Source organism: Nonomuraea glycinis (assembly GCF_035920485.1).
Classification (GTDB): Bacteria; Actinomycetota; Actinomycetes; order Streptosporangiales; family Streptosporangiaceae; genus Nonomuraea; species Nonomuraea glycinis.
Window position 1 is genome coordinate 8,865,657 of sequence record NZ_CP109166.1, and the last position, 26,268, is coordinate 8,891,924.

The window sequence follows — 26,268 nt, forward strand, 5'->3', positions numbered from 1 at the left end:
AATCAATATTGATACACATTGAAGAGGCGTGTCAACGTGACCGTATGCCTCAAGTTCACTTCCTCGACGTGACCAACCGGGACGGCGTGCAGACCGCGCGCACCGGCCTGTCCAAGTTCGGCAAGACCATGGTCAACTTCTATCTGGCCAGACTCGGTGTGGCGCAGTCCGAGATCGGGTTCCCCTTCCTGTTCCATGAGGTGCCGTACGTGAAGGCGCAGGTCGCGCTGGCCGAGGCGGGGGCGTTCGGCGAGCTGCGGCTGTCCGGGTGGTGCCGGGGTGTCGTGGAGGACGTGGAGAAGGCCATCCCGCTCGGGCTGAAGCACTACAACCTGTCCATCTCCACCTCTGACTACATGATCCAGAACAAGTTCCGGGGCCGCCTCGACCGAGAGGCGATCATCAGGGAGATGACGGCCGCCGTCAGGGCCGCCAAGGCGGCGGGCGCGCGGACGGTCGGCGTCAACGCCGAGGACGGCTCGCGCACCGGCGACGGGTTCCTGCTGGAGTTCGCGGCGGCGGCCAAGGAGGCGGGCGCGGACCGGGTCCGCTACTGCGACACGATCGGCGGCGACACCCCCGACCGGATCCGCGAACGGTTCGCCAAGCTGGCCACCGCCGTCGCGCTGCCCATCGAGACGCACTGCCACAACGACCTCGGCATGGCGGTGGCCAACTCCGTCTCCGGCGCGCTCGGCGACCTCGACGCCGGGCAGGACGCGTGGATCAACACCTGCGTCAACGGCATCGGCGAGCGCTCCGGCAACGCCGACCTGCTCTCCACGATCCTCGCCTTCGAGCACGGGTTCGGCCTGGAGGCGAAGATCGGTGACGCGCTCGACCTGTCGTGGGCGAGGAGGTTCGGGATGTGGGCGGCCTACGCCCTGGGGCAGCCTCTGCCGTACAACCAGGTGGGGGTGGGGCGCAACGCGTTCGCGCACGAGAGCGGCATCCACGCCGACGGCGCGCTGAAGGACCACGGCAACTATGAGCTGTACGACGAGGCCACGCTCGGTCCTTTCCCCGAGGACTGGCACGCGCGAGCCGGGCGGGTGGTGCTGACCGGCGAGTACGGCGGGAAGGCCGGGTTCCGGCACGTCATGGACGGCCTCGGCGTCGAGGTGCGGGAGGAGGACCTGGCGTTCCGGCTGGTGCAGCTCTGCAACGCGATGACGGGCAGGCCGCTCACCGACGACGAGCTACGGCTGATCGCGACCTATCCGCGCGAACTGTCCCTGCTCTTTCCCGGACACGAGGGCTGACCTTAGGCCGTGATCGCGGACCTTAGGCCGTGATCGCGGACCTTAGGCCGTGATCGCGGACCTTAGGTCGTGATCGCGGACAGTGTGGAGCCGGTGCGGGTCTTGGTGACCTTGAGCTGGGCGGGGATGCGGGAGCGCAGCTCGGCGACGTGGCTGACGATCCCCACCGCCCGGCCGCCGACGCGCAGCCCGTCGAGGATGTCGAGCACGCCGTCGAGCGTGTCCTCGTCCAGCGTCCCGAACCCCTCGTCCACGAACAGCGTGCCGATCTCCGCCCCGCCCGCCTCCGCCGTGACGACGTCGGCGAGCCCCAGGGCCAGCGCCAGCGAGGTGATGAAGCTCTCCCCGCCCGACAGCGTCACCGGGTCACGCTCCACTCCCGTCCATCCGTCGTACACCTTCAGTCCGAGCCCGCCGCCCGAACGCGCCCGGGACCCGGCTGTCTTGGCGAGATCGTGCCGGAGCAGGTAGCGGCCGCCGGACATGTGGCCGAGCCGCTCGTTGGCGGCGTCGACCACCTGCCGCAGCCGCTCCCCCAGGACGTACGACGACAGGCTCATGCTCCACTGGTTGTCGCTCGACGTGCCGCTGGCCAGGGCTGCCATGCGCTCCACCAGCTGGTGCCGCTCGGCGGCGGGCCGCCACCGCTCGATGCCGGCCATCAGCTCGCCGCGCAGCTCCCCCAGCCGGGTATGCCTGCTGGTGGCCCGGTCCAGCGCGGACGCCAGCCCGGTGTACGCGCGCTCGGCCTCGTCCCGCTCCGCGCCGAGCCCGTCCAGGTCCGGCACCGGCTCGGCCGCCGCCGCGACCAGCTCCGGGTCGGCCAGGGTGCTGGTGACGGCGGCGTGCTGGGCGTCGAGCCGGCGCAGTGCCTCGGCCTTGCTCTCCCGCTCGGCGATGCTCCTCGCGGCGGCCTCCACCTCCGCCACGTCGGCGAACCTCGCCTCCCGCGCCGCCTGCTCGGCAGCCTCCGCCGCCTTGCCGCGCTCCCCCTCGGCCGCGGCCGCCGCCTGCGTGGCCTCCAGCGCCTCCCGCAGCAGCTCGGCCTCGTCGCTGAGCCTGGACAGCCGCGCCGTGATCGTCACGTCCTCGCCGCGCGCCTCATCGAGCCGCGCCCCCAGCCTCGCGGCGTCGCCGCTCAACTCCTCCTGGCGGGTACGGCCGGAAGCCAGCCTCGCGGTCACCCGTCGCGCCTGCTCCTGCATCCCGTCGAACTCGCCCCGCAACCTGGCCGCCTCCTCGGCGAGCACCGGCTCCCTGGCCGCGGACACCTTGAGCCTGCCCAGCTCTTCCTCGGCGGCGGCGAGCAGTCCATGCGCCTCTTCAGACGACATTTCCGACACTGCCCGGATGCCACCTTCCTGGAGGACACCATCGAGGTCCGTGGCGTCGGTTGAGATGGTGGTGTGGGTCAGGCGGGTGCGGAGGCGGGATCGTTCGGCTTGTAGGTGGGTGGTGTGGGTGCGGTGTTCGGTGAGGGCTTCGCCGAGTTCGCGGGCGCGCTCTCTGGCGTTTTCGCGCTCGCCCTCAGCGCGTTGCAGTTCGGCGGCGAGCGTGGGTTCGCGGCTCGCGATGGACTTGAGGGCGGCCAGTTCGCGTTCGGCCTGTTCGACCGCGGTCATGGCCGCGTCCGCGTCGAGGCCGCCGGTGGCCTCGGTCGCGTCGGCCAGGCGGGACTCCAGGGTGGCCACGTTGCGTTCGGCCGCCTCGCGGTCGGCCAGTGCCGACTCGTGGGCGAGTTCGGCGCGGTGCTCGTCGTCGGCCGAAGGTGCGCTGGGGGCCGGTGCGGCGGGGTCGGGGTGGTCGGCGGAGCCGCAGACGGCGCACGGCCGGCCGTCGGCGAGGTCGCGGGCCAGCTCGGCGGCCATGCCGTCGATGCGGGCCTGGCGGAGGTCGAGCCACCGCTCCCGGAGCCCTTGGGCGCGGTCCACCCGTGCTTGGTGCGTCGCCTTGGCCGTCTCCAGCTCGCCCGCCAGGGTGTCTCGCCGGTGAACCGCGTCGTGCACGGCCTTGGCCGCGTCGAGGGTCGCGGCGGCTGCGGGGATGTTCGCCATTTCGGAACGTACGTCGGCCAGTCGGGCGGCCGCGTCGGCGACCCGTGCGGGCAGCTCCGCCTCCGCGGCGGCGACCTCGGCCGCACGCTGCGTCAGCCCGTCGAGCTCGGCCGCGAGCCGCGCCAGCTCGCGGTCGATGCCGATCAGGTCGGCGGCGGCCTCGCGGACGGCCTCGGCCGCCGGGATCCGGGCCGCGTCGAGGCGAGCCTGGCTGAGCTCCTGCTCGGCCTCCTCGATGAGCGCGGGCAGTACGGCCAGCCGCTCCCCCACGGTCTCGTCCTCGCGGGCCAGCGAGATGAGCTCCTCTTCGATCCTGCCCAAATCGCGCCGGACCACGAGCAGCCGCGCCTCCTCGGCGAGCAGCCCGGACAGGCGCGCGATCTCCGCCTGCCGCCGCCGCTCCAGGTCGGCCAGCCGCTCCGGCGCCACCCACCCGACGACCGACGCCTCGACGCCGGCCGAGCGCGCGGCACCGAGACCGCGGCCACCGTGATCATCAGAGCCCATGAACCTGCCCTGGGACCCAAGGTCGGACGGATCACCGGAGACGTCGGACCCGTCGGTCGAAGGCCCACCGGACGCACGACCGCGGCCCTCGCGGACGTCAGAGGACGCGGGCACATCGAACGCGCGGACCTTGCCGTCGCGGGCGTCGGCGGTGAGGAGGGGGTGGGCGCGGGCGAGGGCGTCGGTGGCCAGGGTGCGGGACTTGGTGGCGGTCTCCGCGCGCTGTCTGGCCGCCATCAGGAGGGGCAGCACGCGGTCCGCGCGGCCGGCGTCGTCGAGCACGGCCTGGAGCTCGGCGCGTTCCTCGGCGCGCTCGTCCAGGGTGCGGCGCAGGGTGAGCGCCTCGGCGTGCCGGCGCTGCCGGTCGGCCAGCGCGGACGCCTGCTCGAATCGCAAGCCTGCCGCTCGCCAGACCCGCTCCGCCTGCGCATGCCGGTCCGCCGTACGGGCGACGACGGCCCGCGCGGCGTCCAGCAGGGCTCCAGCCCAGGCCACGGGATCGTCCTCCGCCGTGGGCAGAGGAACCTCGGCCGCAGCGGGAGAAGATCGGGTGGCCGTCGGCAAGTCGAAGAGCGCGGAACCGTCCTCTTCCCCGGCCGTGGCGGAGCCGGAACCGGCCCTCACCTCGGGCCCGATCGCGTCCGCCCCTTCCCCGGGCGTCACCGAGCCAGAACGGCCCCCGTCGCCGGACGCCGCCTCGTGACCATCGGGCAAGGTCCCGGCGACGAGGAGGTCGTCGCCGGCTGCCTCCTCCAGGCGCTGGATCGCGTAGTCCACCTGCTGCCGCAGCTCCCCCTGCTCGCGCCAGGCCTGCTTGCGGTGGTCGGCGAGCCAGGACTCCGCCTGGGTGAAGATCTTGACGGTGAACAGCCGCTCCAGCAGCTTGCGCCGATCCGCCCCGTCGGCGCGCAGGAACCTGGCGAACTCCCCCTGCGGCAGCATGGCCACCTGGCTGAACTGGTCGGCGTTCATCCCGAGCAGCCCGCTCACCAGGTCGCCGGCCTCGTCGAGGCGGGTGGTGAGGCCCTGCCAGTCGGCCCCCTGCCACTCCTGAACGATGACCTTGGAATTCTCCTCGGTCGTGCCGGTGCCGCGCAGCTTGGGCCGCTGCCAGGCCGGGGAGCGCTGGATGCGGAACAAGCGGCCGCGGATCGTCACCTCCAGCGTGACGGAGGGGCCGGCGGCGGGCGGGGCGTGGTCGCAGCGCAGGCTGCGCGCGCTGTTGCGCTGGCCGGGGACCTGGCCGTAGAGGGCGAAGCTGAGGGCGTCGAGGACGGTGGTCTTGCCCGCCCCGGTCGGCCCGTGCACGAGGAAGAGGCCCGATTCGGTCAAGGCGTCGAAGTCGACCGTCTCGGACCCGGGGAAGGAGCCGAACGCCGTCAGCGAGAGCCGGTGCGGCCGCATCTACGCCATCGTCTCCTTGACCCGGGATGCCTCGATGGCCCGTCTTAGCAGCTCTTCCTCGTCGGATGCGGCAGGCTCGCCGCGCACTTCGCGGACGAAGTCCAGCGCGACGTCCGCTTCGGGCCGTCCGCTGAGGCGTACGTGCTGGTGGGCCTGCTGGCCGCCGTCGGGGTCGAAGGAGAGGGCGAGGGTGTGCGGGAAGCGGGCGCGGAGCCGTTCCATGGCGGCTTTGGGGCGGATCGGGTCGGTGAGCACGACCTGGAGCCAGTGCTCTTCGAGGCCGGCGTGGCGCGGTGAGGTGAGCAGGTCCTCCAGGTGGCCGCGCAGGCGGCCGACGGGGCGGGGCACCGGGGCGGGCACGAACTCCACGCCTTCCACACCCGCGCCGAGGGTGACGAGCCAGGAGCCCTTCACCTGGTCGGCCTCGGAGAAGGAGTAGGCGAGCGGGGAGCCGGAGTAGCGGACCGTCTCGGACATGCGCTGGCGGCCGTGCAGGTGACCGAGCGCGACGTAGTCGACGCCGTCGAAGGCGGTCAGCGGCACGTGCGCGACCCCGCCGACGCTGATGTCGCGCTCGCTGTCGCTGGCCTGCCCGCCGGTGACGAAGGCGTGGGCCAGCACGACCGTCCGCGGGTGCCGCTCGGCGTCGGCGCGGATGTGCCGCATGGCGTGCGACAGGGCGGCGGTGTGGCTGCGGTCGGGCAGCTCCCAGGGGCGCCGGACCAGCTCGGGCTCAAGGTAGGGGATGCCGTAGAAGGCGACGTCGTCGATGACGATCGGCTCCCAGGCGAGGGACGGATCGGTGCGCAGGTGCACCCCGGCCGCCTCGAACAGGGCGGCGCCGAAGCCGAGCCGGCGCGCGGAGTCGTGATTGCCGCTGATCATGATGGTGCGGGCCCCGGCGCCGCGCAGCCGGCCGAGCGCCTCGTTGCAGAGCGCGACCGCGTCGACCGGCGGCAGCGCGCGGTCGTAGACGTCGCCGGCCACGACGACCACGTCGACGCGCTCGGCGCGCACCGTCTCGACCAGGTGGTCGACATAGGCCGCCTGACCGTCGAGCAGGCTCTCCCGGTGGAACGACCGCCCCAGATGCCAGTCCGAGGTATGCAGGATCCGCATTCGCAGGAACCTAACAGGTCCCACTGACAATCGCGGTCACTCCTGCCCCAGGCACCGGGAGTAGGCTGAAAGATCGGCGGGCAAACCAACGCACATGGAGAGGCCGATGCGGACGGGCCGTGGCACCTTGAGCGTGGCCGCCGGTCTGTTACTGGTGGCCCTCGCGTCCGTGGGCTATGTGCTGCCGCCCACGTTCGATCCTCCGCCGCTCAAGGCCGAATTAGCACTGCAGTCACTGCCGCCGCAGCCTGCCACCGAGGTGCGGCCGGTGCTGGACGTGGCGCCCATCCGTGAGGCGCCGATCTCGATTCCCGCCGAGGGGCAGCGACTGGAGGGCACGGTGCGCTATCCGGCGGCGGCCGGACGCTATCCGGCGATGGTGTTCGTGTCGGGGTCCGGCAACGGCTCGCGGACCGAGTTCACGCCGCAGGCGGAGTTCCTGGCCAGGGCGGGCGTGGTGACGGTCGCGTTCGACAAGCGGACGAACGGTTACAACTTCCGGGACAGGGACTTCGGGCTGCTCGCCGACGACGCGTTGCGGATGGTGGAGTATCTGCGCTCCCGTCCTGACGTGGACCCGCTGCGGGTGGGGATCTGGGGCGTGAGCGAGGGCGGCTGGGTGGTGCCGATCGCCGCCGCCAAGAGCCCGAGCGTGGGCTTCATGGTGCTGGTGTCCTCGCCGAACGTCTCCCCGCTCAGGCAGGTGGCCTGGGCGCTGAACGAGCAACTGCTGCGGCTGCGCGCCCCCATCGGCGTGCGCGATCTGCTGATCAGGGCGATGGGCGGGGTCGGCTTCGACTTTCTCCGGTACGACGCGCAACCGGCCCTGAGCCGGGTCAAGCAGCCGGTCCTGGCGTTCTACGGCGCGACCGACCCGTCCATCCCGTTCGTGGAGTCCACCCACGCGCTGCTGAGGGGGATGAAGGAGGCGGGCAACGACCACTACACCATCCGCTATATGGCCAGGGGCGACCACGCCATGCGGATCCACGGCGGCGAGTTCACCGCCGGCTATCTGGAGACGCTGGCCAACTGGATCGAGGGCCTGCCGGGGACGGCGGAGCCTCCGGTGCACCTGGCGGGGGCGACTCCGGTGCAGCGGTTCGAGGCCAGTGACGTGCCGGCCGCGCCGTGGTACGCGGGCGGCACGATGCTGGGGCTGACGATCTGCCTGGCGGCGGTGGGTTATGTGGCGGGTCCGGTGGCCGCGATGGTGGTGCGCTTACGCGGCCGCCACAACGCGCCGGAGGTGAACGCCCGGCTGTGGCCGCTGATCAGGCGCAGGCTGCACAAGATGGTGTGGACCGGCGTCGGGCTGCTGCTGTCGGTGGTGGCGTTCATCACGCTGCTGGTGCTGTTCTCGATCAACCAGGCGGGGGCCTGGCCGGCGGTGCTGGCGGGCTGGCTGGTCGTGCGGGTGCTGGCCGTGCTGATGCTCGTCCAGGAGGTCACCGCCGTGGCGGCGGTGGTGTCGGGGCTGCGCGAGGGCCTGCGGCCGACCCGCTGGCAGCATGTGGCGATCGCCGGCGTGCTCGGCGGCACCGGGCTGCTGCTGGTGGCGGCGGCCTACTACGGGCTGTTCTCGTTCCCCTGGTGAGGGTTCCCCTGGTGAACGTTCCCCTGGTGAACGTGCGCGGTCATCCACCTGTCGATCTCGGCGAACACCTGCTTGCGCACCGGCTCCGCCGACAGCACCAGATCGTGCACGCCGCCCGCGACGCGCACGCTGGTGACGTGCGGGCCGATCGAGGCGGACCAGCGGGCGATCTGGCGGGGGTCGAGCACGATGTCGGCCGAGCGCACCTCCGGCACGAAGTCGCGCACCCGTAGCCCGGTGGCCGAGGACAGGACGAGTACGGGCACGTCCACGGACAGCCCGGCGTGCAGTCGCCGCTGCGCCCTGCGGATGGCGGCCAGCCACATGGCGTGCACGGCGAAGCCGCCGAGCGGCTTGAGCTCCAGGTCGTAGTCCCATTCGCCGTGGTGGTCGCGGTGCAGGCTCTCGCCGTACACAGTGCTGATGCCGAGCGGCAGCGGCCTGCGGGTGTAGGAGAGGGGGGTCTGGAGCAGGTCGGCGGCCAGCCGGAGCGGGAGGGGGACGTTCAGGTCGAGGAACGGGCTGTTGAGCACCATGCCCTGGACCAGGCCGCGGCCACGGACGCGGTCGGCCCACAGGGGTGCGATGAGGCCGCCGGTGGAGTGCGCGTTGAGCGTCAGCTCGTCGTGGTCCTGCCGGATGATCTGGACTGCCTGGTCGATTTCCGGGAAGTACTCGGTGACACTGCGGACCAGCCCCCTGGTCTGGTGCGGGCGCAGTGACCGGCCGTACTTACGCAGGTCGAGGGCGTAGAAGTCGACCCCGTGGTTCAGGTAGTGGTCGGCCAGGTGGTCCTGGAAGAAGTAGTCGGTGAAACCGTGCAGGTAGAGCACCGCTCTGCGGGATCCGGCGCGCCTGGACAGCAGCGTCGCGACGACCTCGCCCTCGAAGTCGGGCGGCATCCTCAGAACGGTGGTTTCGTACATGTTAGACACCATAGGGAGCATCGGGCCGGGACGGCATGCCAGGGCGGCGGCTTCTGGCGACTCTCCGCGCATTGTAAAGGTCAGCGCGTTGAGCCGTTCCGGCCGCTTCAATGTGAGGGTGGCGATCTGGTCCGCCGCGTCGTACGTGATCATGACCTTGTTCAGCCACAGAAGCTCCACCTCTTATCAACGTAGATTTCGTATCTTGACCGTAGGCTGCCCCCTCGATTCGGCCTACCGAGCCGGGGAAACGGGGATGACGTGGTCAACAGGGTGGTCCAGGGGAGGCAACGCGTGGACGCCGTGAGGCTCCTCGGCTGGCTGGTGCTGTCGGCCCTGGCGCCGGGGGCGGCGCACCTGCGCGCCGGATGGCGCAGGACCGGGCTGGTGCTGCTCAGCTGCTACGCCGTCGGGCTGCTCGGCCTGCTCGCGGTGGTGCTGTCGGCCGGCGACATCACCAGCCTGCTCGGCTCGCTGGTCGACGACACGTGGCTGTCGGCGATCACCTTCGGCTCGGCCCTGCTGGGCATCGCCTGGTTCGCGCTGATGGTGCACTCCTTCGTGGTGCTGCGGCCGGGCGGGCTGCGCCAGGCGGAGCAGATCGTCACCGGCACCCTCGCCGGGCTGCTCTCCGTCGCGGTGCTGGCGCCGTTCGCGGTGGCCACGCACACGGTCTGGACGCTGAAGCAGGCGGCCAACAGCATCTTCCATGACGTGCAGCCGGATCCGCAGGCGCAGGGCGAGAAGCTGACCGAGCGGCGGCGGGATCCGTGGGCGGGCCGCGCCCGGGTCAACATCCTGCTGCTGGGCGGCGACGCCGACGACAACCGGCCGGGGGTCCGTACCGACAGCATGAATGTGGCCAGTATCGACGTGCGGACCGGCAACACGGCGCTGATCAGCCTGCCGCGCAACCTGGAGGAGGTGCGGTTCAGGCCGGGCACGCCGATGGCCGAGCGTTTCCCCGACGGTTTCCGGCTGCCTGTGGATCCCGGCGGCGGGCGCAGTGACCTGCTCAACAGCGTCTGGGAGTACGCCGACGCGCACCCGGAGATCTTCGGCGGCAAGCGCAAGCAGGGCCCCGAGGTGCTGATGGACACCATCGGCTACACGCTGGGACTCGACATGGACTGGTACGCCCTGGTCAACATGTGGGGCTTCGCCAGGCTGATCGACGCGATCGGCGGCGTCACGCTCACCGTGGAGCAGGACGTGGTGTTCGGGAAGTACAACGAGGGCCTGGTCAAGGCGGGCACGCGCAGGCTGAAGGGCGCGGACGCCATGTGGTACGCCCGATCCCGCACCAACAGCAGCGACTACATCAGGATGCACCGCCAGCGCTGCGTGATCGGCGCGCTGCTCGACCAGGCGGACCCGGCCACGGTGCTGTCCCGGTTCACGCATGTCGCGGCGGCGACCAAGGAGCTGATCCAGACCGACATCCCGCGCGCCATGCTGAGCAATCTCGTGCCGCTGGCGCTGAAGGTGAAGGACGCGAAGGTGACGAGCATCCAGCTCGTCCCCCCGCTGATCCAGACGTACGATCCCGACTGGGACAAGATCCGCAAGCTCACGCAGAAGGCCATCCGCGAGTCCACGGGCGCTCAGCCCGTGGCCGTGAAGACGCCCGCGGGCATTCCCACCAAGAGCCCCAAGGCCACCAAGAAGGCAGCCGCGCCCACTCAGGGCCTCACGGACGGGTGCGGCCGGCTGTGACGATCCGCCCGACCGGCACGCCGCCGCCGAGCACCGCCACGCTCTCGAAGGCGGCGGCCGCCGACACGTCGCAGCCCATCCGGCGCAGCACGTCGAGGGCGATGACGGTGGTGGCGCGAGGGCTGCCGTCGATGACCTTGACGGCGACGGAGTGCCCGGAGTCGAGCGCCACCACCAGCACGCCCTCGGCGCCGCCCTTCGCCACGGCGCCCGGCAGGGCCCGCATCAGCTCGGTGTTCTGGTGGCCGGTGCCGCCCACGTACTCGGGATGCGCGCGCATCGCGTCCGCGACCTGACGCGGCGCGCTGCCCGGGGCGGCGAGCACCAGCCCCTGCACGGCCCGCGCGAGCCCGGTCAGCGACAGCCCGAACAGCGGCGCGCCGCAGCCGTCCACCGCGACGTGCGCGGTCTTCTCCCCCGACAGCTCCTCGGTCGCCGCGCGCACCGCCAGCTGCAGCTGATGGCCGGGCGCGAGGTAGGAGGCGGTGTCCCAGTCGTTGGCGACACTGGCCGCCAGCATGGCGGCGTGCTTGCCGGAGCAGTTCATCCGCTCACGGGTCGGCCCCTCGCCGCGCCTGATCAGCTCGTCGCGGGTGGCCTCGTCCTCCGGCCACGACGCCGGGCAGGCCAGCGCGTCGAAGCCGAGCCCGTAGTCGGCCAGCAGCTCGCCGGTCAGCCGGACGTGGAAGTCCTCGCCGGTGTGGCTGCCCGCGGCGATCGCCAGCCGCGGCCCGTCCAGGGCCGCGCCGGTGGTGAGACAGGCGAGCGCCTGGAACGGCTTGGCCGACGAGCGGGGCAGCACCGGCGCGTCCACCTGGCCGAGCGCCACCTCGGCGCGCCCGGACGGGTCCAGCCCGACGGCGCTGCCGTAGTGGACGCTCTCGGTGAAGCCGGAGCGCACGACCTCGGCGAGGGCGGCGAGTTCAGGCACGGGCGAGTCTCCTCTTCGGTACGGCGAGACGCTGGCGCGCTTCCAGGGTGCGGGCCAGCTTGGACAGTGACAGGTTGACCACGAGATAGATCAACGCGACGATCAGGTACGTCTGGATGAGCAGCCCGTTGAACGAGGCCAGCACCTTGCCGCTGTAAAGCAGCTCGGCGTAGCTGACGACGAAGCCGAGCGAGGTGTCCTTGAGCAGGCCGACCGACTGGCTGACGATCGACGGCAGCACCCGGCGGGCCGCCTGCGGCAGCACGATCAGGCGCATCGTCTGACCTCGGGTGAGGCCGACGGCCAGCCCGGCCTCGCCCTGGCCGCGCTCGATGGACAGGATGCCGGCCCGGAAGATCTCCGCGAACGCCGCCGCGTTCGACACCGCCAGGGGCACCACCAGTTTCCAGAACAGCGGCAGGTCCAGCCCGTACCGAGGTAACGCGAACAGCACCACGTACACGAGCAGCAGGGCCGGGATGGTCCTGACCACCTCGACGTAGCCGGCGGCGGGCAGGCGCACCCAGCGCCGCTCCGACAGCCGGCCGAGGGCGAGCACCAGCCCGAAGGCCATGGCCAGCGCGGCGGAGACGACGGCGGCCAGCGCCGTGGACCACAGCCCGCCCAGCAGGTAGCGCCACATCGGCCAGGTGGCGTACGGCTGCCAGCGCTCGTAGCCGAGCTGGCCGTTGGCGGCGAACTGCCGGACGGCCAGGGCGGCGAGCGCGACGGCGGCGAGGGTGCCGAGGACGGTCGCGACGCGGATGCGCCGCCGGGCCCGGGGGCCGGGCTCGTCGAACAGGGCGGTGCTGCTCATCGGAGGATCACCAGCTTGCGTTCGAGCCGCCCGGTGACGAAGCCGGCGCAGGCGGCGATCAGCGCGTAGGCCAGGCCCGCGCCGACGAAGATCGGGATGGGCTGGGCCTCGACCAGGTTCACCCGGTTGGCGGCGGCGGTGAGGTCGACGATGCCCACGGCGGCGGCCAGCGAGGTGTTCATGGCGAGCGCGATGAACAGGTTGCCGATCGGCTGCACGACCGTGCGCAGCGCCTGGGGCAGGATGACGTGCCGCAGCGACTGGGAGAACGTCAGCCCGATCGCCCTGGCCGCCTCGCCCTGCCCCTTGGCCACCGAGTTCACCCCGGAGCGCAGCGCCTCGGCGAAGTAGGCGGCCTGGTAGACGGCGATGACCACGATGGCCGTCTCCAGCAGGTCGGCCTGGATGCCGATCTCGGGCAGGCCGAAGACGGCGAGCACGAGCAGCACCAGCAGCGGCAGGTTCTGGAACGTCTCCACGTAGGCCGTGCCGAGCCCGCGCAGCACCCGTACCGGGCTCACCCGCAGGGCGGTGACCAGCACGGCGAGCATCGCCGCGCCCGCGAAGGACGCGGCGATGAGCTGCAACGTCACGATCAGGCCCTGCCAGAGCTCGGGCAGGTGATCGAGGAGTGCGGACATCAGGATCCCGGCACGGAGCCGATCTGGGGCGGCGCCGGCGCGTCACCCGTGACGACCGTGCCGATGGAGTTCTTCCAGATCTGCTGCCAGAGGCCGGCGTCCTGGGTCTTCTTCAGCCAGGCGTTGACGAACGTCTTGAACTGCTCGTCACCGTGCTTGAGCCCGATCCCGTACGGGTCGGAGGTGAAGGGCTTGGTGACGATCTCGATCGACGGGTCCTTCTGGGCGTTGGCGATGAGCAGCGTCTCGTCCTGCACGTAGGCGACACCGCGGTCCTGCTTCAGCGCCTGCATGAGCTCCGGGTCGGTGCCGAAGGTGATGATCTCGGCCTTGGGGGCGAGCTTCTCGATCGCGGGGATGGCCGGGGTGTTGGCCCCCGCGAGCACCTTCTTGCCGTCCAGGTCCTCCGGCTTGGTGATGCCGGTGGTGCCTTTCTTCACCGCGATGGTCAGGCCCGAGGTGTAGTACGGCCCGGCGAAGGCGACCTGCTCGGCCCGCTCCGGCGTGATCGTGTACGTCTGGAAGACGACGTCCACGGTGCCGTTGGCGAGCAGCGCCTCACGGGTCTCCGAGGCCGAGTTGACGATCTTGACCTTGGGTTCGCCGATGATGTACTTGGCCAGCGCCTTGCCCATGTCGGCGTCGAACCCCTCGACCTCTCCCGTGGCAGGGTTCTGCTGGGAGAGCAGGGGTGCGTCGAGCGAGCCGCCCACGATGAGCTCGCCGCGCTGCTTGATCTTCTCCATCGTGGAGCCGGGCAGAATGTCCGCCGCCGCGGCTACGGGGGCGTCGGCCAGCAGGTCACCGCTCTTCGACGCTCCCGGTACGGCGGGGCTGCTCGTCTCGCCGCAGGCCGTGAGCCCTAATACGGCCACGGCGAGGGCAGCGACCATCCTCTTCATGTCCAACCACTTCCTTCGACCTATCTTCGTTCGATATCGAAGACAAAGCGGACCGTAGTGGCTTATTTCGTAGCAAGTCAAGATGTTGTCGAACTTAAGCGGCTCGTGATATTCCTCTGGGCATGGACCAGCGGCTGCCCGTGCAGGGGGCACAGGGCGACCTGCTGAAGCTCGTCGCCACCGGCGACGCCGAGTCACGCGCGGACCTGGCCCGGTTATCGGGCCTGGCCGCCTCCAGCGTCTCGCTGCGCGTCGAGGAACTGATCGAGGCGGGCTTGCTCGCCGAGGAGGGCTCCGGCGCCTCGCGCGGCGGCAGGCGGCCACGACGGCTGCGCCTGTCCCCCACCGCCGGCGTGCTGGCCGTCGCCGACCTGGGCGCCCACCACGCCAGGCTCGCCCTGCTCGACCTGAGCGGCGAGCCGCTGGTCGTGCAGGAGCGGCCCTGCGACATCGCCAAGGGCCCGCAGGTCACCCTCGACTGGCTGATGACCGCCTTCGACGACTTACTCGCCGAGCGGGTGCCCCCCGGCGTGCCCCTGCGCGGGCTCGGCACCGGCATCCCCGGCCCGGTCGACCCGGCCACCAGCAAGGTCGTCACCCCGTCCCGGATGCCGGGCTGGAACGACTTCCCCGTCGCCGACCACCTCGCCACCCGCTACGACCTGCCGATCCTGGTGGAGAACGACGCCAACCTGATGGCCGTCGGCGAGGCCCGCGCCTGGCCTGGCAGCGCCAACCTCATGGTGCTCAAAGCCGGCACCGGCATCGGCTGCGGCGTCATCGTGGGCGGCCGCCTGCACCGGGGACGCGGCGCGGCCGGCGACATCAGCCACGTGCGCGTACGCTCCGACGCGGCCGTGGTCTGCGCCTGCGGCCACACCGACTGCCTGGAGGTGCACGCCAGCGGCGCCGCCCTGGCCGGCGCGCTCGCCCAGGCGGGCATCGACGTCGCCCGCACGGCCGACATCGTCACCCTGGTCAGCGACGCCGTCCCGGAGGCCACCAGCCAGGTGCGCGCCGCCGGCCGCCGCATCGGCGAGGTGCTCACGGCGCTGGTCAACTTCTTCAACCCGGACGTGGTGGCGATCGGCGGCAGCCTGTCGGCCGCCGAACCGCTCATCACCTCGATCCGCGCCACGGTCTACGAGCGCTGCCTGCCGCTGGCGACCCGCGACCTGGAGATCGCCCCCGCACGGGCCGGCCGCGACGCCGCCCTGCTCGGCGCGGGCGCCCTCCTCCTGGACGCCGCCCTGGCCCCCTGACACCTCACGGGGCGGCGGCTTCCCCGAAACGCAGGCGGCAGGGCAGCGGCCTCGCCGGAGGCTCAGGCCGGCCGGTGGAAGGTGGCCCGGCAGCGGTGGCGCTCACCGTCGCGGAAGTCCTCGATCTCGTCCGCGACCAGCCCGCCGGTGGCAAAGGTGGCGATCTCCGACGGCGTGAGCGGCCACGGCGGCGCGAACACCGGCCCGCCCTCGTCCCGCGCGGACGCGACGACCACCAGCGTCCCGCCCGGCCGCACGAACGAGGCGACCCGCTCGATGGCCCCGGCGTGCAGGTCCTCGGGCAGTGCCTGCACCGTCATGACCTCCACCACCAGGTCGAACGCCTCCCGCCACTCCTGCGGCGGATCGAACAGATCGGCTTGGCGGAAGAACACCCCCGAGGCGGGGAACCGCTCCTTCGCCTGCGCCACGGCCGACTCACTCACGTCGAACGCCACGGTGTCGAAGCCGAGCCCCGCCACGTACGCGGCGTCGTCCCCGAGCCCGCACCCCACCACCAGCGCCCGGCGCCCGTCGCCGCGCACCTCCCGCTTCGAGGCCCAGTCGGCGAGCATGACGTGCGGCGTCCCCGAATCCCACGGCACGATCGCCGCACCAGCGCCCGACTCCGCGTAGAGCCGCTCGAACCACCCGATCGGGTCGCCCGCCGCCAGCGACTCGGCGGCCAGCCGCCTCGCGTCCTCGTCCGGGTCCTGCTCACTCATGCCATACCCCAATTCCAGTCCGTACGTCATACCTTGGGCGACCTTGTCCGCCAGCTCCACCACATCTACTCGATCTCCCAGCCGCCCGACGAGCACGCGTTGCCGGAAGGGGTCTTCGTGCAGGTAGCCGATCCGCCGCAGCGCCACGTCGAGCAGCGGCATGAGCGCGCAGACGGCGGGCGAGGGGTGCGGGCAGGAAAGGCTCGCGTGCCACACATCGAGCTCGTCCGCCCGGCCTTCGACCGCCAGGCGAACCACATCATTCGCGGTGGCGGGCCGCCCCAGCAGCGTGGTCGCGGACGCCATGATGTGGGTCCGCTCCCCGTCCGCGATGTGCGCCCACAGCTCTGCGGGCTTGTCACGAACGGACTCACCCTTGACGAAGAGCGACGGTCCGGTCCGCTTGCTCACCTCGTACCAGAGGAGTCGCCCCAGACGGTGCTCGACCCGGTCCGGCAGTGGGCCGAACACAGGGGCCGTCATGGGGCGCATCGGCGTGCCGGAGCCCCAGCCCAGCTCGGAGAGCAGCTCGGCCTCGTGCCGGTCCCCCTCCACGATCCTGGCGTCGACGGCCGGCCAGATCCGCTCCAGCAGGCCGTCGTGCCTGATCTTCCACTCGAACGACGTGTAGACGTCGGTGTGGTAGTCGAAGGACCTGTTTGCCCAAAGGCTCACATAGCGGTACGTGTGCCAGGCGAAGGCATCGCCGAGCACGATCTCCCTCCGCATCGCGCGGGCCAGCGTCTCCCGGCCGACGAGGGCCGCGGTCCGCTCCCACAGCTCCTGGCGCTGACGCTTGTGCTGCGCCCGAAGCCGGGCACGGTCCGGATGCGGCTTGCCTTCCCTCGCCCGCGCGAGGTCCCGCCTGTTGAGACTGCCGACCCGCTCCTCGTGCCATGACCACAGCCGCGGGATCAACAGGCTACGCACCATCAGGGCGCGCATCTCGTCCTCGTCCAGCTGGGTCACCAGAGGCAGGCCGATCAGCAATCGCCTCCTGGCCCTCACCTGCAACCCCATGGACGGGTCGGTGCACAGGCGCACCTTCGGGACGGTCCTGGCTCCCGCCAGCTCCACGGCCTCGAGGAGGACCTTCTGGAGCCGGGGATGCTCGTCGAGCGCGAGGACCGGAAGGTTCCACCAGTCGTGGGGGCGGCGGCGAGCGGCGATGAAGGAGTAAAGGCACGCGCCGATCATCAGGCACCAGAGCAGCCTGACGCGCGGCCAGTCGTAGGCCATCGTCACGAAGACCCCGCCGACGCCCGCTCCGAGCAGCACGGTGATGCCGGCCATCAGCTTCGCCCAGTCGGGCACAAGGACGTGCAGGTGCGTGGTCAGCAGGAGGTACAGCACCCTGGACCTGGACAACTCCACCGCGCCTCCCTTTGTCCCGAAATATCTGGACAAAGGTAGACGAAGATGATCACGTGCGTGTCACACGTACGGTCAGGCGCTGAAGTGGTCCTTGGCCAGTCGGTGGACGCGGGCCTCGTCGACCGTGTGGCCCAGGCCCGACTGGGTGAGGGGGACCGCGATCACGCCCGCGTTGGCGCCGACGATGGGGGTGACGATCTGGTTGTTGCGCGGCGGCTGGGTCACGTCGCAGGGCAGGGTGCAGCCCGGCAGGCTGCCGACCGCGACCGTGGCCGCCCTGGCCAGCCCGGTGCCCTGGCCGCCCGCGCACTGGATGTCCCAGCCGGCGGCCACCGCGCGGTCGTGGGCGCGGCGGGCCTCGCTGAGCGAGAGGAAGGCCGTGGGCCGCAGCAGGAGCACCCGGCCCGCGCGCAGCGTGAGGTAGTCGTCCAGGCCGGCCGTGGTGCGGACCTCGACCGCCACCGAGGCCGCCACCTGATCCTGCAGCGCGGCGTGCGCGTAGATGTCGGTCACCGGGAAGGGGCGCTCGATGACCTGCAGGCCGTAGGAGTCCAGCGCGACGAGCTGGCCGCTGTCGCTGTAGGCGCCCGCGCAGTCGACGGCGAGGGTGAGCGCGGGGTAGGCGGCGCGGACGGCCCGCACCGGCTCGACGTCCCAGCCGGGCCGGATGTCGAGCGTGACGTGCCCGTAGCCGGCGCAGACCTGCTGGTTGACCCTGGACACCAGGCTGTCGATGGACGCGTCGGGGGTGAGCCGGACGGTGGCCATCAGGGAGGTGCGGGTGCCGCCGATCGCGTCGGCGAGCGGCACGCCCCGCATCCTGGTCCACAGGTCCCAGCAGGCCATGTCGACGGCCGAGTCTCCGCTCGGCACGCTGTCGGGGTGCTCCCAGTCGACGCCGATGAGCAGCGCCCCCAGCGACTCCTCCAGCCTGCTCCAGGCCTTCGGCTCGGGGCTGACGGTCTCGCCCCACCCTGTCATGCCGGCTTGATCGGTGAGCTTCACCAGGAGGCTCTCCGTACGAGGCCCGTACGGCAGAACCACCCGGAGCACCTCAAGCTCCCGCACTCGCGGCATGTGCCCCCCTCTATGACTCGGACGCCTCCAGTGTGCCTGTCTTCGCAGGCTGGGCAAAACGGGGGGCCACGAAGGCGGCCAGGAGAGCGAGGCCGACGGTGAAGGCGAAGCCCACCAGATAGGTCTCGCCGGTGGCGGTGAACAGAGCTCCGGTGACCGCGACGGCGACCACGGTGAACACCGATTCGCCGACGCCGACCGCCGCGCTGTTCTGGCCCTCCTCGCCCTGCGCGGACAGCTCCAGCACCAGGACCGACACCGTGGGGTGCAGGACGCCGATGCCGAGACCGGAGATCGCCATGGCGACGTACGCGACGGCGACGGGCACGGAGTCGATCAGGACGAGCGAGACGAGCGCGATACCGCCGGCGATCATGAGGGCGCCGCCGCGTAGCGCGGTCAGGTTGCCGATCCGGCCCCGGCCCATGATCCACGACCCGGTGGACCAGCCGAGCGCGCCGATGGTGAGGACGACGCCCGCGCCGGTGGGCGTCAGGTGACGTTCGTTGATGAGCATGAGCGGGATCAGCACCTCCGCCGCCATGAGCGCGCCGAAGGCGAGGCCGCGCAGCACCGGGGCGGTCGGCAGGCCGCGGGCGGCCCGGAGCGAGCCGGCGGGCAGCAGCCTGGGCAGCGCCACGGCCAGCAGCACCACCCCGGCCAGGAGCAGCGGAACGCCGGCCAGCTGGAGCGCGCTGCCGTACTGGATGAGCGCGGCGGCGACGGCGGTCAGCGTGGCCCACACCAGCTTGCGCCCGATGCCGGGCGCGGGCTGCGCGCCGCCGCCACCGCCGGTCGCCTGCCCGCCGCCGCCCCGCCAGAGCAGCAGCGAGGCCGGCACGACGATCAACGAGACGCCCAGGAAGATCCAGCGCCAGTCGGTGTTCTCCACGACGAGCCCGGCGATCGACGGGCCGACCATGGACGGCACCACCCAGGCGGCCGAGAACAGGGCGAACACCTTGGGATGCAACTCCGGCGGATAGACCCTGGCCACGAAGACGTACAGCGCCACCTGGATCAGCCCGCCGCCGAGCCCCTGCACGAACCGGCCCGCGACGAAGATCTCCATGGTGGGCGCCAACCCGGCGATCAGCAGTCCGGCCACGAATCCCGCGACACCGGTGGCGATGGGGGTCATCGGCCCCGACCTGTCGCTCCAGCGCCCGCCGAGCACGGTGGCGATCACGCTGGCGGCCAGGGTGGCGCTGAAGGCCAGGTTGTAGAGATGCATGCCGCCGAGCTCGCGCGCGACCACCGGCATGGCCGTCGCCACCGCCATCGCCTCGAAGGCCACCAACATGACCAGCGCCACCAGGCCCACGCTGAGCGCTCGGTAGCGCGGCGCCAGCACACTGTCAGGGGTCACGGCGGGTTTCTCATCCGTTGTCGTCATGCCGGGACGCTATAGGGAAGCCGCAGGTCAGCACATCGGGCTCAGGTCGTAGGACGTTCGCCCTAGGCCGGGGGTCAGCGATTATGCCAACAGTTTAGGAAGGGGAGCTATCGGCGTTGGCGGTGGCGGGCGTAGAGACGGAGGACGGGGCCACGGCAGAGGAGAGCGGTTTTGAAGGCTCCCCCGCTTGAAGGCGGGGATTCCCGCCCGGCCTCGCGGCCGGACGCCGCTTTCGCGGCACCTTCGGGCGTGTGGGGATTTCAGACTCAGGCGGCCTCCGGGAGCGGCGCTCCCGGAGGGCTTACGCCCTCGACACCTGCCGGGTTCCAACCTGCCCGGACCAGCATCACGCGGGCGCTGTTCTTGTCCCTGGGACTGACAGCGCCGCACGCGGTGCAGGCATAGGTTCGTTCGGAGAGAGGTAGTGCGTGCTTGGTTCTCGCTCCGCACCGCGCGCAGTCCATGGTGGTGTGCGCCGGGTGCACGAGGCGGACGTCCCGCCCGTGCTTGCGGCCCATCTCGATCAGGGCGCGCTTGGTCGCCGAGATGGCCGCGTCCGCGGCCTTGCGTGCCATGCTCGACTTGGCCAGGAACTTCGGCCGGAAGTCTTCCACGGCGATCCGGTCGTGGTCGCGGGCAACGGCCTTGGCCCACTTTCGCCCGGTGTCCTGCCGCTGGGCCGCCACCTTCCGGTGCAGCCTCGCGGCCTGCCGCTTCGCCTCCCGGTAACCCTTCGATCCCGCCCGCCCCTTCGCCGGCTTGCGGCGAGCCATCATCCGCTGATAGCGGGCCAGCCGCTGCGCGGCCGTGCGCCCGTACTCGGCGTGGGGAAGATCGTGAGCATCGCTGGTGGTCGTGGCCGTCTGTTTGACGCCCCAGTCGACACCGATCGCCCGGCCGGTCTCGGGCAGGGGCTCGGCCTGCACCGAGACGACGAAGGACGCCTGCCAGTGCCCCACCGCATCGCGGAACACCCGCACCGAGGAAGGGGCGGCAGGCAGTTCCCGCGACCACACCGGACGCACCACGATCCCGCCCGCCAGATGCAGAGCGCCGTCCTTGAGGCGAAACCCGCGCTTGGTGTAGTTCAGGCTCGCCGCAGTCTCGCGCTTGGTCTTCCAGCGCGGCATCCCGGCCCGCCGCCGCATCGGCAACCGGTCCTTGATGTCCTCCAGGGCCTTGGCCCGGCCCTTCCCGAAGTCACGTATCACCTGCTGCTGCGCAACGCTGGAGCCTTCCGCGAGCCACGGCGTGCGCTCGCGGGCCTCGGTCAGCATCTTGTCCAGCTGCGCCGGACCACACGTGCGCTTCTCACCGGTCGCCTTGTTGTGCCGGTGCACCTGCTGGGACTTGGCGACCGACTCATTCCAGATCCACCGGCACCGGTCCCACTCGGCCTCAAGCAGACGCCGGGCCGCAGACGACAGGCGCACCCGGAAGGTGTACCGGGCGTGCCCGGCGCCCTCCGTAGCCGCTTGTGCCGTCATGCATCCGAACCTATCCGGGAGGACTGACAGTTTTGAGCCCTACCGATCTTTGTGGTGTCCCACACCCGCGAGATGGTGGACGCCGGATCGCCCTGGCGGCGATCCGGCTACCTCTGCTCCGCTCCGCAGGAGTCCGATTCCTCCCCCGGCCTGAAGACCGGAGCATCCTCGGAGGGAAACGGTGACGGCTTTGACGCAGCGGACGGTCGGGGCGCTCGCCGGGCGGGTGGCGGTCCCCGGCTATGACCGGTCGAGGCTCACGGTCGGCATCGTCCATTTCGGAGTGGGCGGATTCCACCGCGCGCATCAGGCGATGTATCTCGACCGGCTGATGAACGAGGGCAAGGCGCATGACTGGGCGATCTGCGGCGTGGGGGTGCTGCCCGGCGACGCGCGGATGCGGGACGCGCTGACCGCGCAGGACGGCCTGTACACGCTCGTGGAAAAGCACCCCGACGGGACGTACGAGGCCCGCGTCGTCGGGTCGATCGCCGCCTACCTCTTCGCGCCCGACGACCCGGAGGCGGTCATCGGGAAGATGTCCGATCCGGCGGTACGGATCGTGTCGCTCACGATCACCGAGGGCGGCTACAACATCCACCCCGTCACCGGGGAGTTCGACGCGCAGGCCGCCGCGATCCGCGCGGATCTGCGGCCCGGCGCGGTGCCGGCCACGGTGTTCGGGCTCGTCACCGAGGCCCTGCGGCGGCGGCGTGCCCGGGGGCTGGGGCCGTTCACCGTCATGTCGTGCGACAACATCCCGGGCAACGGCGAGGTCGCACGCCGCGCCTTCACGGCGTACGCCCGCCTGGTCGATCCCGGGCTCGCCGCCTGGATCGAGGACGCGGTCGTGTTCCCCGATTCCATGGTCGATCGCATCACCCCTGTCACCACCGACGACGACCGCGCGGCCGTGGCGCTGCGGACCGGGGTCGAGGACGCCTGGCCGGTGGTCTGCGAGCCGTTCACGCAGTGGGTGCTCCAGGAGCGGTTCGCCGCCGGGCGTCCTCCTTTCGAGGAGGCCGGGGTGCAGGTCGTCGGGGAGGTGCGGCCGTACGAGTTGATGAAGTTGCGTCTGCTGAACGCCGACCATCAGGCGCTGTGTTATTTCGGTTGTCTCAGTGGATATCGCTACGTCCATGAGGCGGTGGCCGACGCGGCGATCGCGAAGTTGCTCGCCGGCTACATGGACCTGGAGGCCACGCCGACGCTCCCCCGGGTGCCCGGCATCGATCTGGACGCCTACAAGCGGACGCTGCTCGAACGGTTCGCCAATCCCGGGATCAGGGACACGCTGGCGAGACTGTGCGCCGAGTCGTCCGACCGGATCCCGAAATGGCTGCTTCCCGTCGTGCGCGAGCGGCTGGCGCAGGGCGGTTCGGTCGCGTACGCGGCCGCCGTGGTGGCCTCCTGGGCGCGTTATGCGGAGGGGGTCGACGAGTCCGGGGCGCCGATCGAGATCGTGGACCCGCTGAAGGAGCGGTTGACGGCCGCCGCGCGCCGGCAGCGCGAGCATCCCACGGCCTTCATCGAGGATCGGGAGCTCTTCGGCGATCTCGCCGACGACCGCCGGTTCGTCGACCCGTATCTGCGCACGCTCGCCTCGCTGCACACGAAGGGCGCGCAGGTGACGGTACGAGAGCTCGTCGGAATATAGGCATTTATCCGGAATTTTCCTAGGATAAAAGTCAAGAAAAGCTCCGCTTTTCCCATAAATGGCACTTAAGAGTTTATGTCAACATTTCCACGGTATGGGGCTTTCACGGTGTCGGGAGGTGCAGTGGACAGTGAACCTGAGCAGGCGCGAGGTCATCCGTGGCGCCCTGGCCACCGGCGCGTCAGTGGCCCTGGCGGGGTGCGGCTCCCACAGTGACGCGCCACGCATCGCCGGCGGTGACCCGTGGCGCCAGTTCAAAGGCGCAACCCTGAACTTCATCTCGGAGAACACCGCCCCCACCGCGGCCATCGCCGCGAACCTCCGCCCGTTCACCGAGCTGACGGGGATCAACGTCAGCATCGTGACGCTCGAGTTGTCCGCGCTGGTCCAGCGGGTCGCCCTGGACCTCGCCTCGGGCCAGGCGCAGTACCAGGTGATCTACGCCGACCCGTACCAGGTGCTCGCGCCGTACCAGAAAGGGCTCGTGGACCTGCGTGCGCCGCAGAGCGACCCGAACCTGCCGGACCTGCCCGGCGGCCTGGCGGACTTCATTCCCACCCAGCTCGACGCGGCCGGCCGGTTCGTCGATCGGCAGGCGGTCTACGCCCTGCCGTACGACGCGCCGACGATGATCTGGCAGTACCGGCGCGACCTGTTCGACAAATACCGCGACCGGATGGCGAACGACCTCGGCTTCGACCCCACACCGGGCGGCGACCGGACCTGGGAGGAGTACTTCCGGATCGCCCAGTGGTTCAACGAGAACGCCACCTCGGACGTCCGGTACGGCACCGGCCACCAGGCCCGCCAGCACGACTCCCTGATGAACGACTTCAGCAACGTGCTGTGGTCCTACGGCGGGGACTACTTCGACAACGGCAAGGAGGTGGGGCGGCTGGGGACGACGGATCCGGGCCCGTGCCGGCTCGGCTCCGAAGCCGCGATCGCGGGCGCGGAGTTCTACAACCGGCTGCTCGGCATCGCCGACCCGGCCTCGACGACGTGGGACTGGGACGGCGTGGGCGCCGGGTTCCGCTCCGGCAGGCTGGCGATGTGCCCCAACTGGCACGAGTTCGCGGCCAGCAACGAGCAGGTGCTGCCGGGCAAGGTCGGCTATGCGGCGCTGCCCAAGGGCCCGGCCGGCACGGCCAACATGTACGGCGGCACCGGGATAGCGATCAGCGCGAACACGCTGCCGCACGAACGCGGCGCCGCTTGGCTGTTCCTCGTGTGGAGCACCTCGCCCGAGACGCAGCTCGCCAACCTCAAGAGCAAGGCCGGCGGTGGCACCCCCACGCGCACCTCCGTCTACGCGCTGCCGGAGGTGCGCGCGGCCGAGCGGCGGCCGTCGTCGATGCCCAACATGCTCACGGCCGCCGCGGTGCGGGAGGCCTGGCAGCCCGACCGGATCGGGCTGCGGCCCAAGATCCCGATGTGGAACGAGTGCAACACCGCCGTCTTCACGCAGCTGTCCCGGATGCTCACCGGGGCGACGTCGCCGCAGGAGGCGATGCGTTCGATCACGTCACGGGTCGATCGGATCGTGGCCCGAGGGTGGGTGGCCTAGATGACGAAGATCGTGCAGTCGTCGCCAGGGCTCCGCCGATCGTGGCCGGAGGCCCCCAGCGAGCCGCGGGTCCGCTTCGAGGGCAAGATGATGCTGCCCGGCCTGATCCTGCTGGCCGCCCTGTCCATCCTGCCTTTCCTCGCCCTGGTCGCGATGAGCTTCTCCCGCGTCCGGCTGCTGGGGGGCGTGCGGCTCGAACTGGTTGGCCTGTCCAACTGGGTGCGGTCCTTCACGGACGCCGACATGTGGATGTCCTGGCTGCGCACGGTCATCTACTTCGTGCTCACCGTCGGGCTGGAGATGGTCCTGGGGCTGGGCATCGCCCTGTGCCTTTATCGCGTGCTGCGCGGCCGCAACCTCCTGCTCGGGCTGATCCTGCTGCCGATGTTCGTCGCGCCGTCGATCGTCGGCCTGCTGGGCCGCTACCTGACCGACTCCACCTTCGGCCTCTACGCGTACGTGCTGCGCTCCCTCGGCTTCACCGGCGACATCCTCGGCGGCACCACCAGCGCCTTCGCCGCCGTGGTGCTGATGGACGTGTGGGAGTGGACCCCGCTGATCGCGCTGATCTCTCTCGCCGGCCTGTCCAGCGTGCCCCAGTCGGTGCGCGAGGCCGCCGCCGTCGACGGCGCCTCGGGGTGGATGACGCTGCGGTACATCATCTTCCCGGCGATCTCCAACGTGCTGCTCGTCGCCCTGCTCATCCGCTCGATGGACGCCATCCGCTACTTCGACATCATCTGGGTCACCACCAACGGCGGCCCCGCGGACGCGACCAAGATCGTCCCCATCCGGTTGTACGAGACCGCCTTCCGCTTCTTCGACTTCGGGTACGCCGCCGCCATCGGCCTGACGATGCTCGCCTTCTCGATTCTCATCGCCCGCGCCTTCGTCCGCATGCTCGACACCAGGGGGCTGACCCGATGAGCACGTCGACGACCGGCCCTGACCGGGCCGCGCGGACGGCCAGGCGGCCGGTCCAGGCCGCTCCCCGAGGGGTGCCGCAGTCTCCGCTGGAGGAAAGCGGCCGGGGCACGCGGTGGGTGGTGGCGATCGTGGTCGTCGTGGCCATGCTCTGGACGCTGGTGCCGCTGCTGTGGATGCTGCTCTCGTCGTTCAAGAACTCCACGGACGTGACCGCGGCCACCCCGCAGTTCCTGTTCACCCCGGTCCTGGACAACTACCGCAACCTGTTCACCGGCGCCAACAACCTGTGGCCCTACATCTGGCACAGCGTGCTGGCCGCCGGGATCTCCGCGGTGCTCGCCGTCTGCCTGGGGGCGCTGGCCGGTTATGGACTGGCGCGGACCCAGATGCGCGGGAAGAAACACCTGGCCTTCTGGATCATCTCCACCCGTATGGCACCCATCGCGGCGATCGTGGTCCCGCTGTTCCTCATCTTCCGCGGGCTCGGCCTGATCGACTCGATCCCCGGCCTGGTGCTGGCCTACCTGAGCTTCAACCTGCCGTTCGCCATCTGGCTGATGAGCGCGTTCTTCGCCGAGGTGCCGCCGTCCCTGGAGGAGTCCGCGCTCGTCGCCGGCTGCACCCGCTGGCAGGCCTTCCGCACCGTCATCCTCCCGCTGACGAAGTCCGGGCTGGTCACCACCTTCGTGCTCTGTCTCGTCTTCGCCTGGAACGACTACGCCTTCGCCGTGGTCTTCTCCGGGCCGAACTCCCAGACGTTGCCCATCGCCGCCTCCCAGCTCGTCACCCAGACCGGCATCGACTGGGGCCAGCTCACCGCCATCGGCACGATCGTGGTCATCCCGATGATGCTCGCCGGGCTCGCCGTGCGCCGCTGGCTCGTCACCGGGCTCACCCTGGGCGCCGTCACCGGAGAGTAG

19 protein-coding genes are annotated in these 26,268 nt (G+C 71.0%); 8 read left to right on the forward strand and 11 right to left on the reverse strand.

The annotated features are described in order from the left end of the window. The first annotated feature begins 44 nt into the window (after positions 1 to 44). Positions 45 to 1,262, forward strand: a complete 1,218-nt coding sequence (locus OHA68_RS41770; protein WP_327105173.1) for a LeuA family protein — start codon at positions 45 to 47, stop codon at positions 1,260 to 1,262. A gap of 62 nt (positions 1,263 to 1,324) precedes the next feature. Here the strand turns inward: OHA68_RS41770 and OHA68_RS41775 are convergent, their stop codons facing one another. After that, positions 1,325 to 5,227 carry an AAA family ATPase gene (locus tag OHA68_RS41775; RefSeq protein WP_327105174.1) on the reverse strand — a complete coding sequence of 1,301 codons (3,903 nt, stop codon included), beginning with the start codon at positions 5,225 to 5,227 and terminating at the stop codon, positions 1,325 to 1,327. Further along, on the reverse strand, positions 5,228 to 6,346 hold the full coding sequence (locus OHA68_RS41780; protein WP_189144067.1) for an exonuclease SbcCD subunit D: 1,119 nt from the start codon (positions 6,344 to 6,346) through the stop codon (positions 5,228 to 5,230). It lies immediately after the preceding gene. Positions 6,347 to 6,452: 106 nt separating this feature from the next. On the opposite strand from OHA68_RS41780, the gene OHA68_RS41785 reads away from it, so the two are divergent. Further along, positions 6,453 to 7,943, forward strand: coding sequence for an alpha/beta hydrolase family protein (locus OHA68_RS41785; protein WP_327105175.1), 1,491 nt, complete (start codon positions 6,453 to 6,455; stop codon positions 7,941 to 7,943). Here OHA68_RS41785 and OHA68_RS41790 read toward each other — a convergent pair. Then, positions 7,916 to 8,869 (reverse strand): alpha/beta hydrolase, encoded by a 954-nt coding sequence (locus OHA68_RS41790; RefSeq protein WP_327105176.1) that lies wholly within the window; start codon positions 8,867 to 8,869, stop codon positions 7,916 to 7,918. The two genes, OHA68_RS41785 and OHA68_RS41790, sit on opposite strands and share 28 nt — an antisense overlap. 294 nt (positions 8,870 to 9,163) lie before the next feature. Between OHA68_RS41790 and OHA68_RS41795 the strand changes: the two genes are divergently transcribed. After that, entirely contained in the window at positions 9,164 to 10,585 is a 1,422-nt protein-coding gene (locus OHA68_RS41795; protein ID WP_327105177.1) for an LCP family protein, read from the forward strand. Here OHA68_RS41795 and OHA68_RS41800 read toward each other — a convergent pair. The 4 genes from OHA68_RS41800 to OHA68_RS41815 are packed head-to-tail and all read right to left on the reverse strand — an operon-like array spanning position 10,560 to position 13,876. Next, on the reverse strand, positions 10,560 to 11,516 hold the full coding sequence (locus OHA68_RS41800; RefSeq protein WP_327105178.1) for an asparaginase: 957 nt from the start codon (positions 11,514 to 11,516) through the stop codon (positions 10,560 to 10,562). The two genes, OHA68_RS41795 and OHA68_RS41800, sit on opposite strands and share 26 nt — an antisense overlap. Continuing rightward, positions 11,509 to 12,333, reverse strand: a complete 825-nt coding sequence (locus tag OHA68_RS41805) for an amino acid ABC transporter permease (RefSeq protein WP_327105179.1) — start codon at positions 12,331 to 12,333, stop codon at positions 11,509 to 11,511. Before OHA68_RS41805 ends, OHA68_RS41800 begins: the two co-directional genes overlap by 8 nt. After that, positions 12,330 to 12,974: an amino acid ABC transporter permease gene (locus OHA68_RS41810; RefSeq protein ID WP_327105180.1), complete on the reverse strand. Its 645-nt coding sequence runs from the start codon at positions 12,972 to 12,974 to the stop codon at positions 12,330 to 12,332. The genes OHA68_RS41805 and OHA68_RS41810 overlap by 4 nt, the downstream gene beginning before the upstream one ends. Continuing rightward, complete coding sequence (locus OHA68_RS41815; protein WP_327105181.1) at positions 12,974 to 13,876, reverse strand: glutamate ABC transporter substrate-binding protein; 903 nt, start codon at positions 13,874 to 13,876, stop codon at positions 12,974 to 12,976. Before OHA68_RS41815 ends, OHA68_RS41810 begins: the two co-directional genes overlap by 1 nt. A 122-nt stretch (positions 13,877 to 13,998) precedes the next feature. Here OHA68_RS41815 and OHA68_RS41820 point away from each other — a divergent pair, with 122 nt between their 5' ends. Further along, on the forward strand, positions 13,999 to 15,138 hold the full coding sequence (locus OHA68_RS41820; RefSeq protein WP_225277627.1) for an ROK family transcriptional regulator: 1,140 nt from the start codon (positions 13,999 to 14,001) through the stop codon (positions 15,136 to 15,138). Between the two features lie 62 nt (positions 15,139 to 15,200). Here OHA68_RS41820 and OHA68_RS41825 read toward each other — a convergent pair whose 3' ends face one another. From OHA68_RS41825 to OHA68_RS41840, 4 genes are all read right to left on the reverse strand, one after another. Beyond that, the gene (locus tag OHA68_RS41825; protein ID WP_327105182.1) at positions 15,201 to 17,237 is read right to left on the reverse strand and encodes a methyltransferase domain-containing protein; all 2,037 of its coding nucleotides are present in this window, start codon (positions 17,235 to 17,237) and stop codon (positions 15,201 to 15,203) included. Between the two features lie 72 nt (positions 17,238 to 17,309). Continuing rightward, on the reverse strand, positions 17,310 to 18,314 hold the full coding sequence (locus OHA68_RS41830) for an enolase C-terminal domain-like protein (RefSeq protein ID WP_327105183.1): 1,005 nt from the start codon (positions 18,312 to 18,314) through the stop codon (positions 17,310 to 17,312). Between the two features lie 10 nt (positions 18,315 to 18,324). Further along, positions 18,325 to 19,710 (reverse strand): MFS transporter, encoded by a 1,386-nt coding sequence (locus tag OHA68_RS41835; RefSeq protein WP_327105184.1) that lies wholly within the window; start codon positions 19,708 to 19,710, stop codon positions 18,325 to 18,327. A gap of 266 nt (positions 19,711 to 19,976) precedes the next feature. Continuing rightward, complete coding sequence (locus OHA68_RS41840; RefSeq protein ID WP_327105185.1) at positions 19,977 to 21,197, reverse strand: RNA-guided endonuclease InsQ/TnpB family protein; 1,221 nt, start codon at positions 21,195 to 21,197, stop codon at positions 19,977 to 19,979. A gap of 181 nt (positions 21,198 to 21,378) precedes the next feature. Here OHA68_RS41840 and OHA68_RS41845 point away from each other — a divergent pair, with 181 nt between their 5' ends. The 4 genes from OHA68_RS41845 to OHA68_RS41860 all read left to right on the forward strand — a co-directional run bounded on the left by OHA68_RS41845 (position 21,379) and on the right by OHA68_RS41860 (position 26,268). Next, positions 21,379 to 22,854, forward strand: a complete 1,476-nt coding sequence (locus OHA68_RS41845) for a mannitol dehydrogenase family protein (RefSeq protein WP_327105186.1) — start codon at positions 21,379 to 21,381, stop codon at positions 22,852 to 22,854. Between the two features lie 118 nt (positions 22,855 to 22,972). Then, positions 22,973 to 24,421: an extracellular solute-binding protein gene (locus tag OHA68_RS41850; RefSeq protein ID WP_327105187.1), complete on the forward strand. Its 1,449-nt coding sequence runs from the start codon at positions 22,973 to 22,975 to the stop codon at positions 24,419 to 24,421. Then, positions 24,422 to 25,348 (forward strand): carbohydrate ABC transporter permease, encoded by a 927-nt coding sequence (locus OHA68_RS41855; RefSeq protein ID WP_327105188.1) that lies wholly within the window; start codon positions 24,422 to 24,424, stop codon positions 25,346 to 25,348. Next, positions 25,345 to 26,268, forward strand: coding sequence for a carbohydrate ABC transporter permease (locus tag OHA68_RS41860; protein ID WP_327105189.1), 924 nt, complete (start codon positions 25,345 to 25,347; stop codon positions 26,266 to 26,268). Before OHA68_RS41855 ends, OHA68_RS41860 begins: the two co-directional genes overlap by 4 nt.

What these genes read in the sequence shown, in the direction of transcription:
- OHA68_RS41785 (WP_327105175.1), top strand. Translation starts at nt 6,453, where the DNA reads ATGCGGACGGGCCGTGGCACCTTGAGCGTGGCCGCCGGTCTGTTACTG.
- OHA68_RS41790 (WP_327105176.1), bottom strand. Translation starts at nt 8,869, where the DNA reads ATGTACGAAACCACCGTTCTGAGGATGCCGCCCGACTTCGAGGGCGAG.
- OHA68_RS41770 (WP_327105173.1), top strand. Translation starts at nt 45, where the DNA reads ATGCCTCAAGTTCACTTCCTCGACGTGACCAACCGGGACGGCGTGCAG.
- OHA68_RS41840 (WP_327105185.1), bottom strand. Translation starts at nt 21,197, where the DNA reads ATGACGGCACAAGCGGCTACGGAGGGCGCCGGGCACGCCCGGTACACC.
- OHA68_RS41830 (WP_327105183.1), bottom strand. Translation starts at nt 18,314, where the DNA reads ATGCCGCGAGTGCGGGAGCTTGAGGTGCTCCGGGTGGTTCTGCCGTAC.
- OHA68_RS41820 (WP_225277627.1), top strand. Translation starts at nt 13,999, where the DNA reads ATGGACCAGCGGCTGCCCGTGCAGGGGGCACAGGGCGACCTGCTGAAG.
- OHA68_RS41855 (WP_327105188.1), top strand. Translation starts at nt 24,422, where the DNA reads ATGACGAAGATCGTGCAGTCGTCGCCAGGGCTCCGCCGATCGTGGCCG.
- OHA68_RS41805 (WP_327105179.1), bottom strand. Translation starts at nt 12,333, where the DNA reads ATGAGCAGCACCGCCCTGTTCGACGAGCCCGGCCCCCGGGCCCGGCGG.
- OHA68_RS41835 (WP_327105184.1), bottom strand. Translation starts at nt 19,710, where the DNA reads ATGACGACAACGGATGAGAAACCCGCCGTGACCCCTGACAGTGTGCTG.
- OHA68_RS41860 (WP_327105189.1), top strand. Translation starts at nt 25,345, where the DNA reads ATGAGCACGTCGACGACCGGCCCTGACCGGGCCGCGCGGACGGCCAGG.
- OHA68_RS41780 (WP_189144067.1), bottom strand. Translation starts at nt 6,346, where the DNA reads ATGCGGATCCTGCATACCTCGGACTGGCATCTGGGGCGGTCGTTCCAC.
- OHA68_RS41810 (WP_327105180.1), bottom strand. Translation starts at nt 12,974, where the DNA reads ATGTCCGCACTCCTCGATCACCTGCCCGAGCTCTGGCAGGGCCTGATC.
- OHA68_RS41775 (WP_327105174.1), bottom strand. Translation starts at nt 5,227, where the DNA reads ATGCGGCCGCACCGGCTCTCGCTGACGGCGTTCGGCTCCTTCCCCGGG.
- OHA68_RS41815 (WP_327105181.1), bottom strand. Translation starts at nt 13,876, where the DNA reads ATGAAGAGGATGGTCGCTGCCCTCGCCGTGGCCGTATTAGGGCTCACG.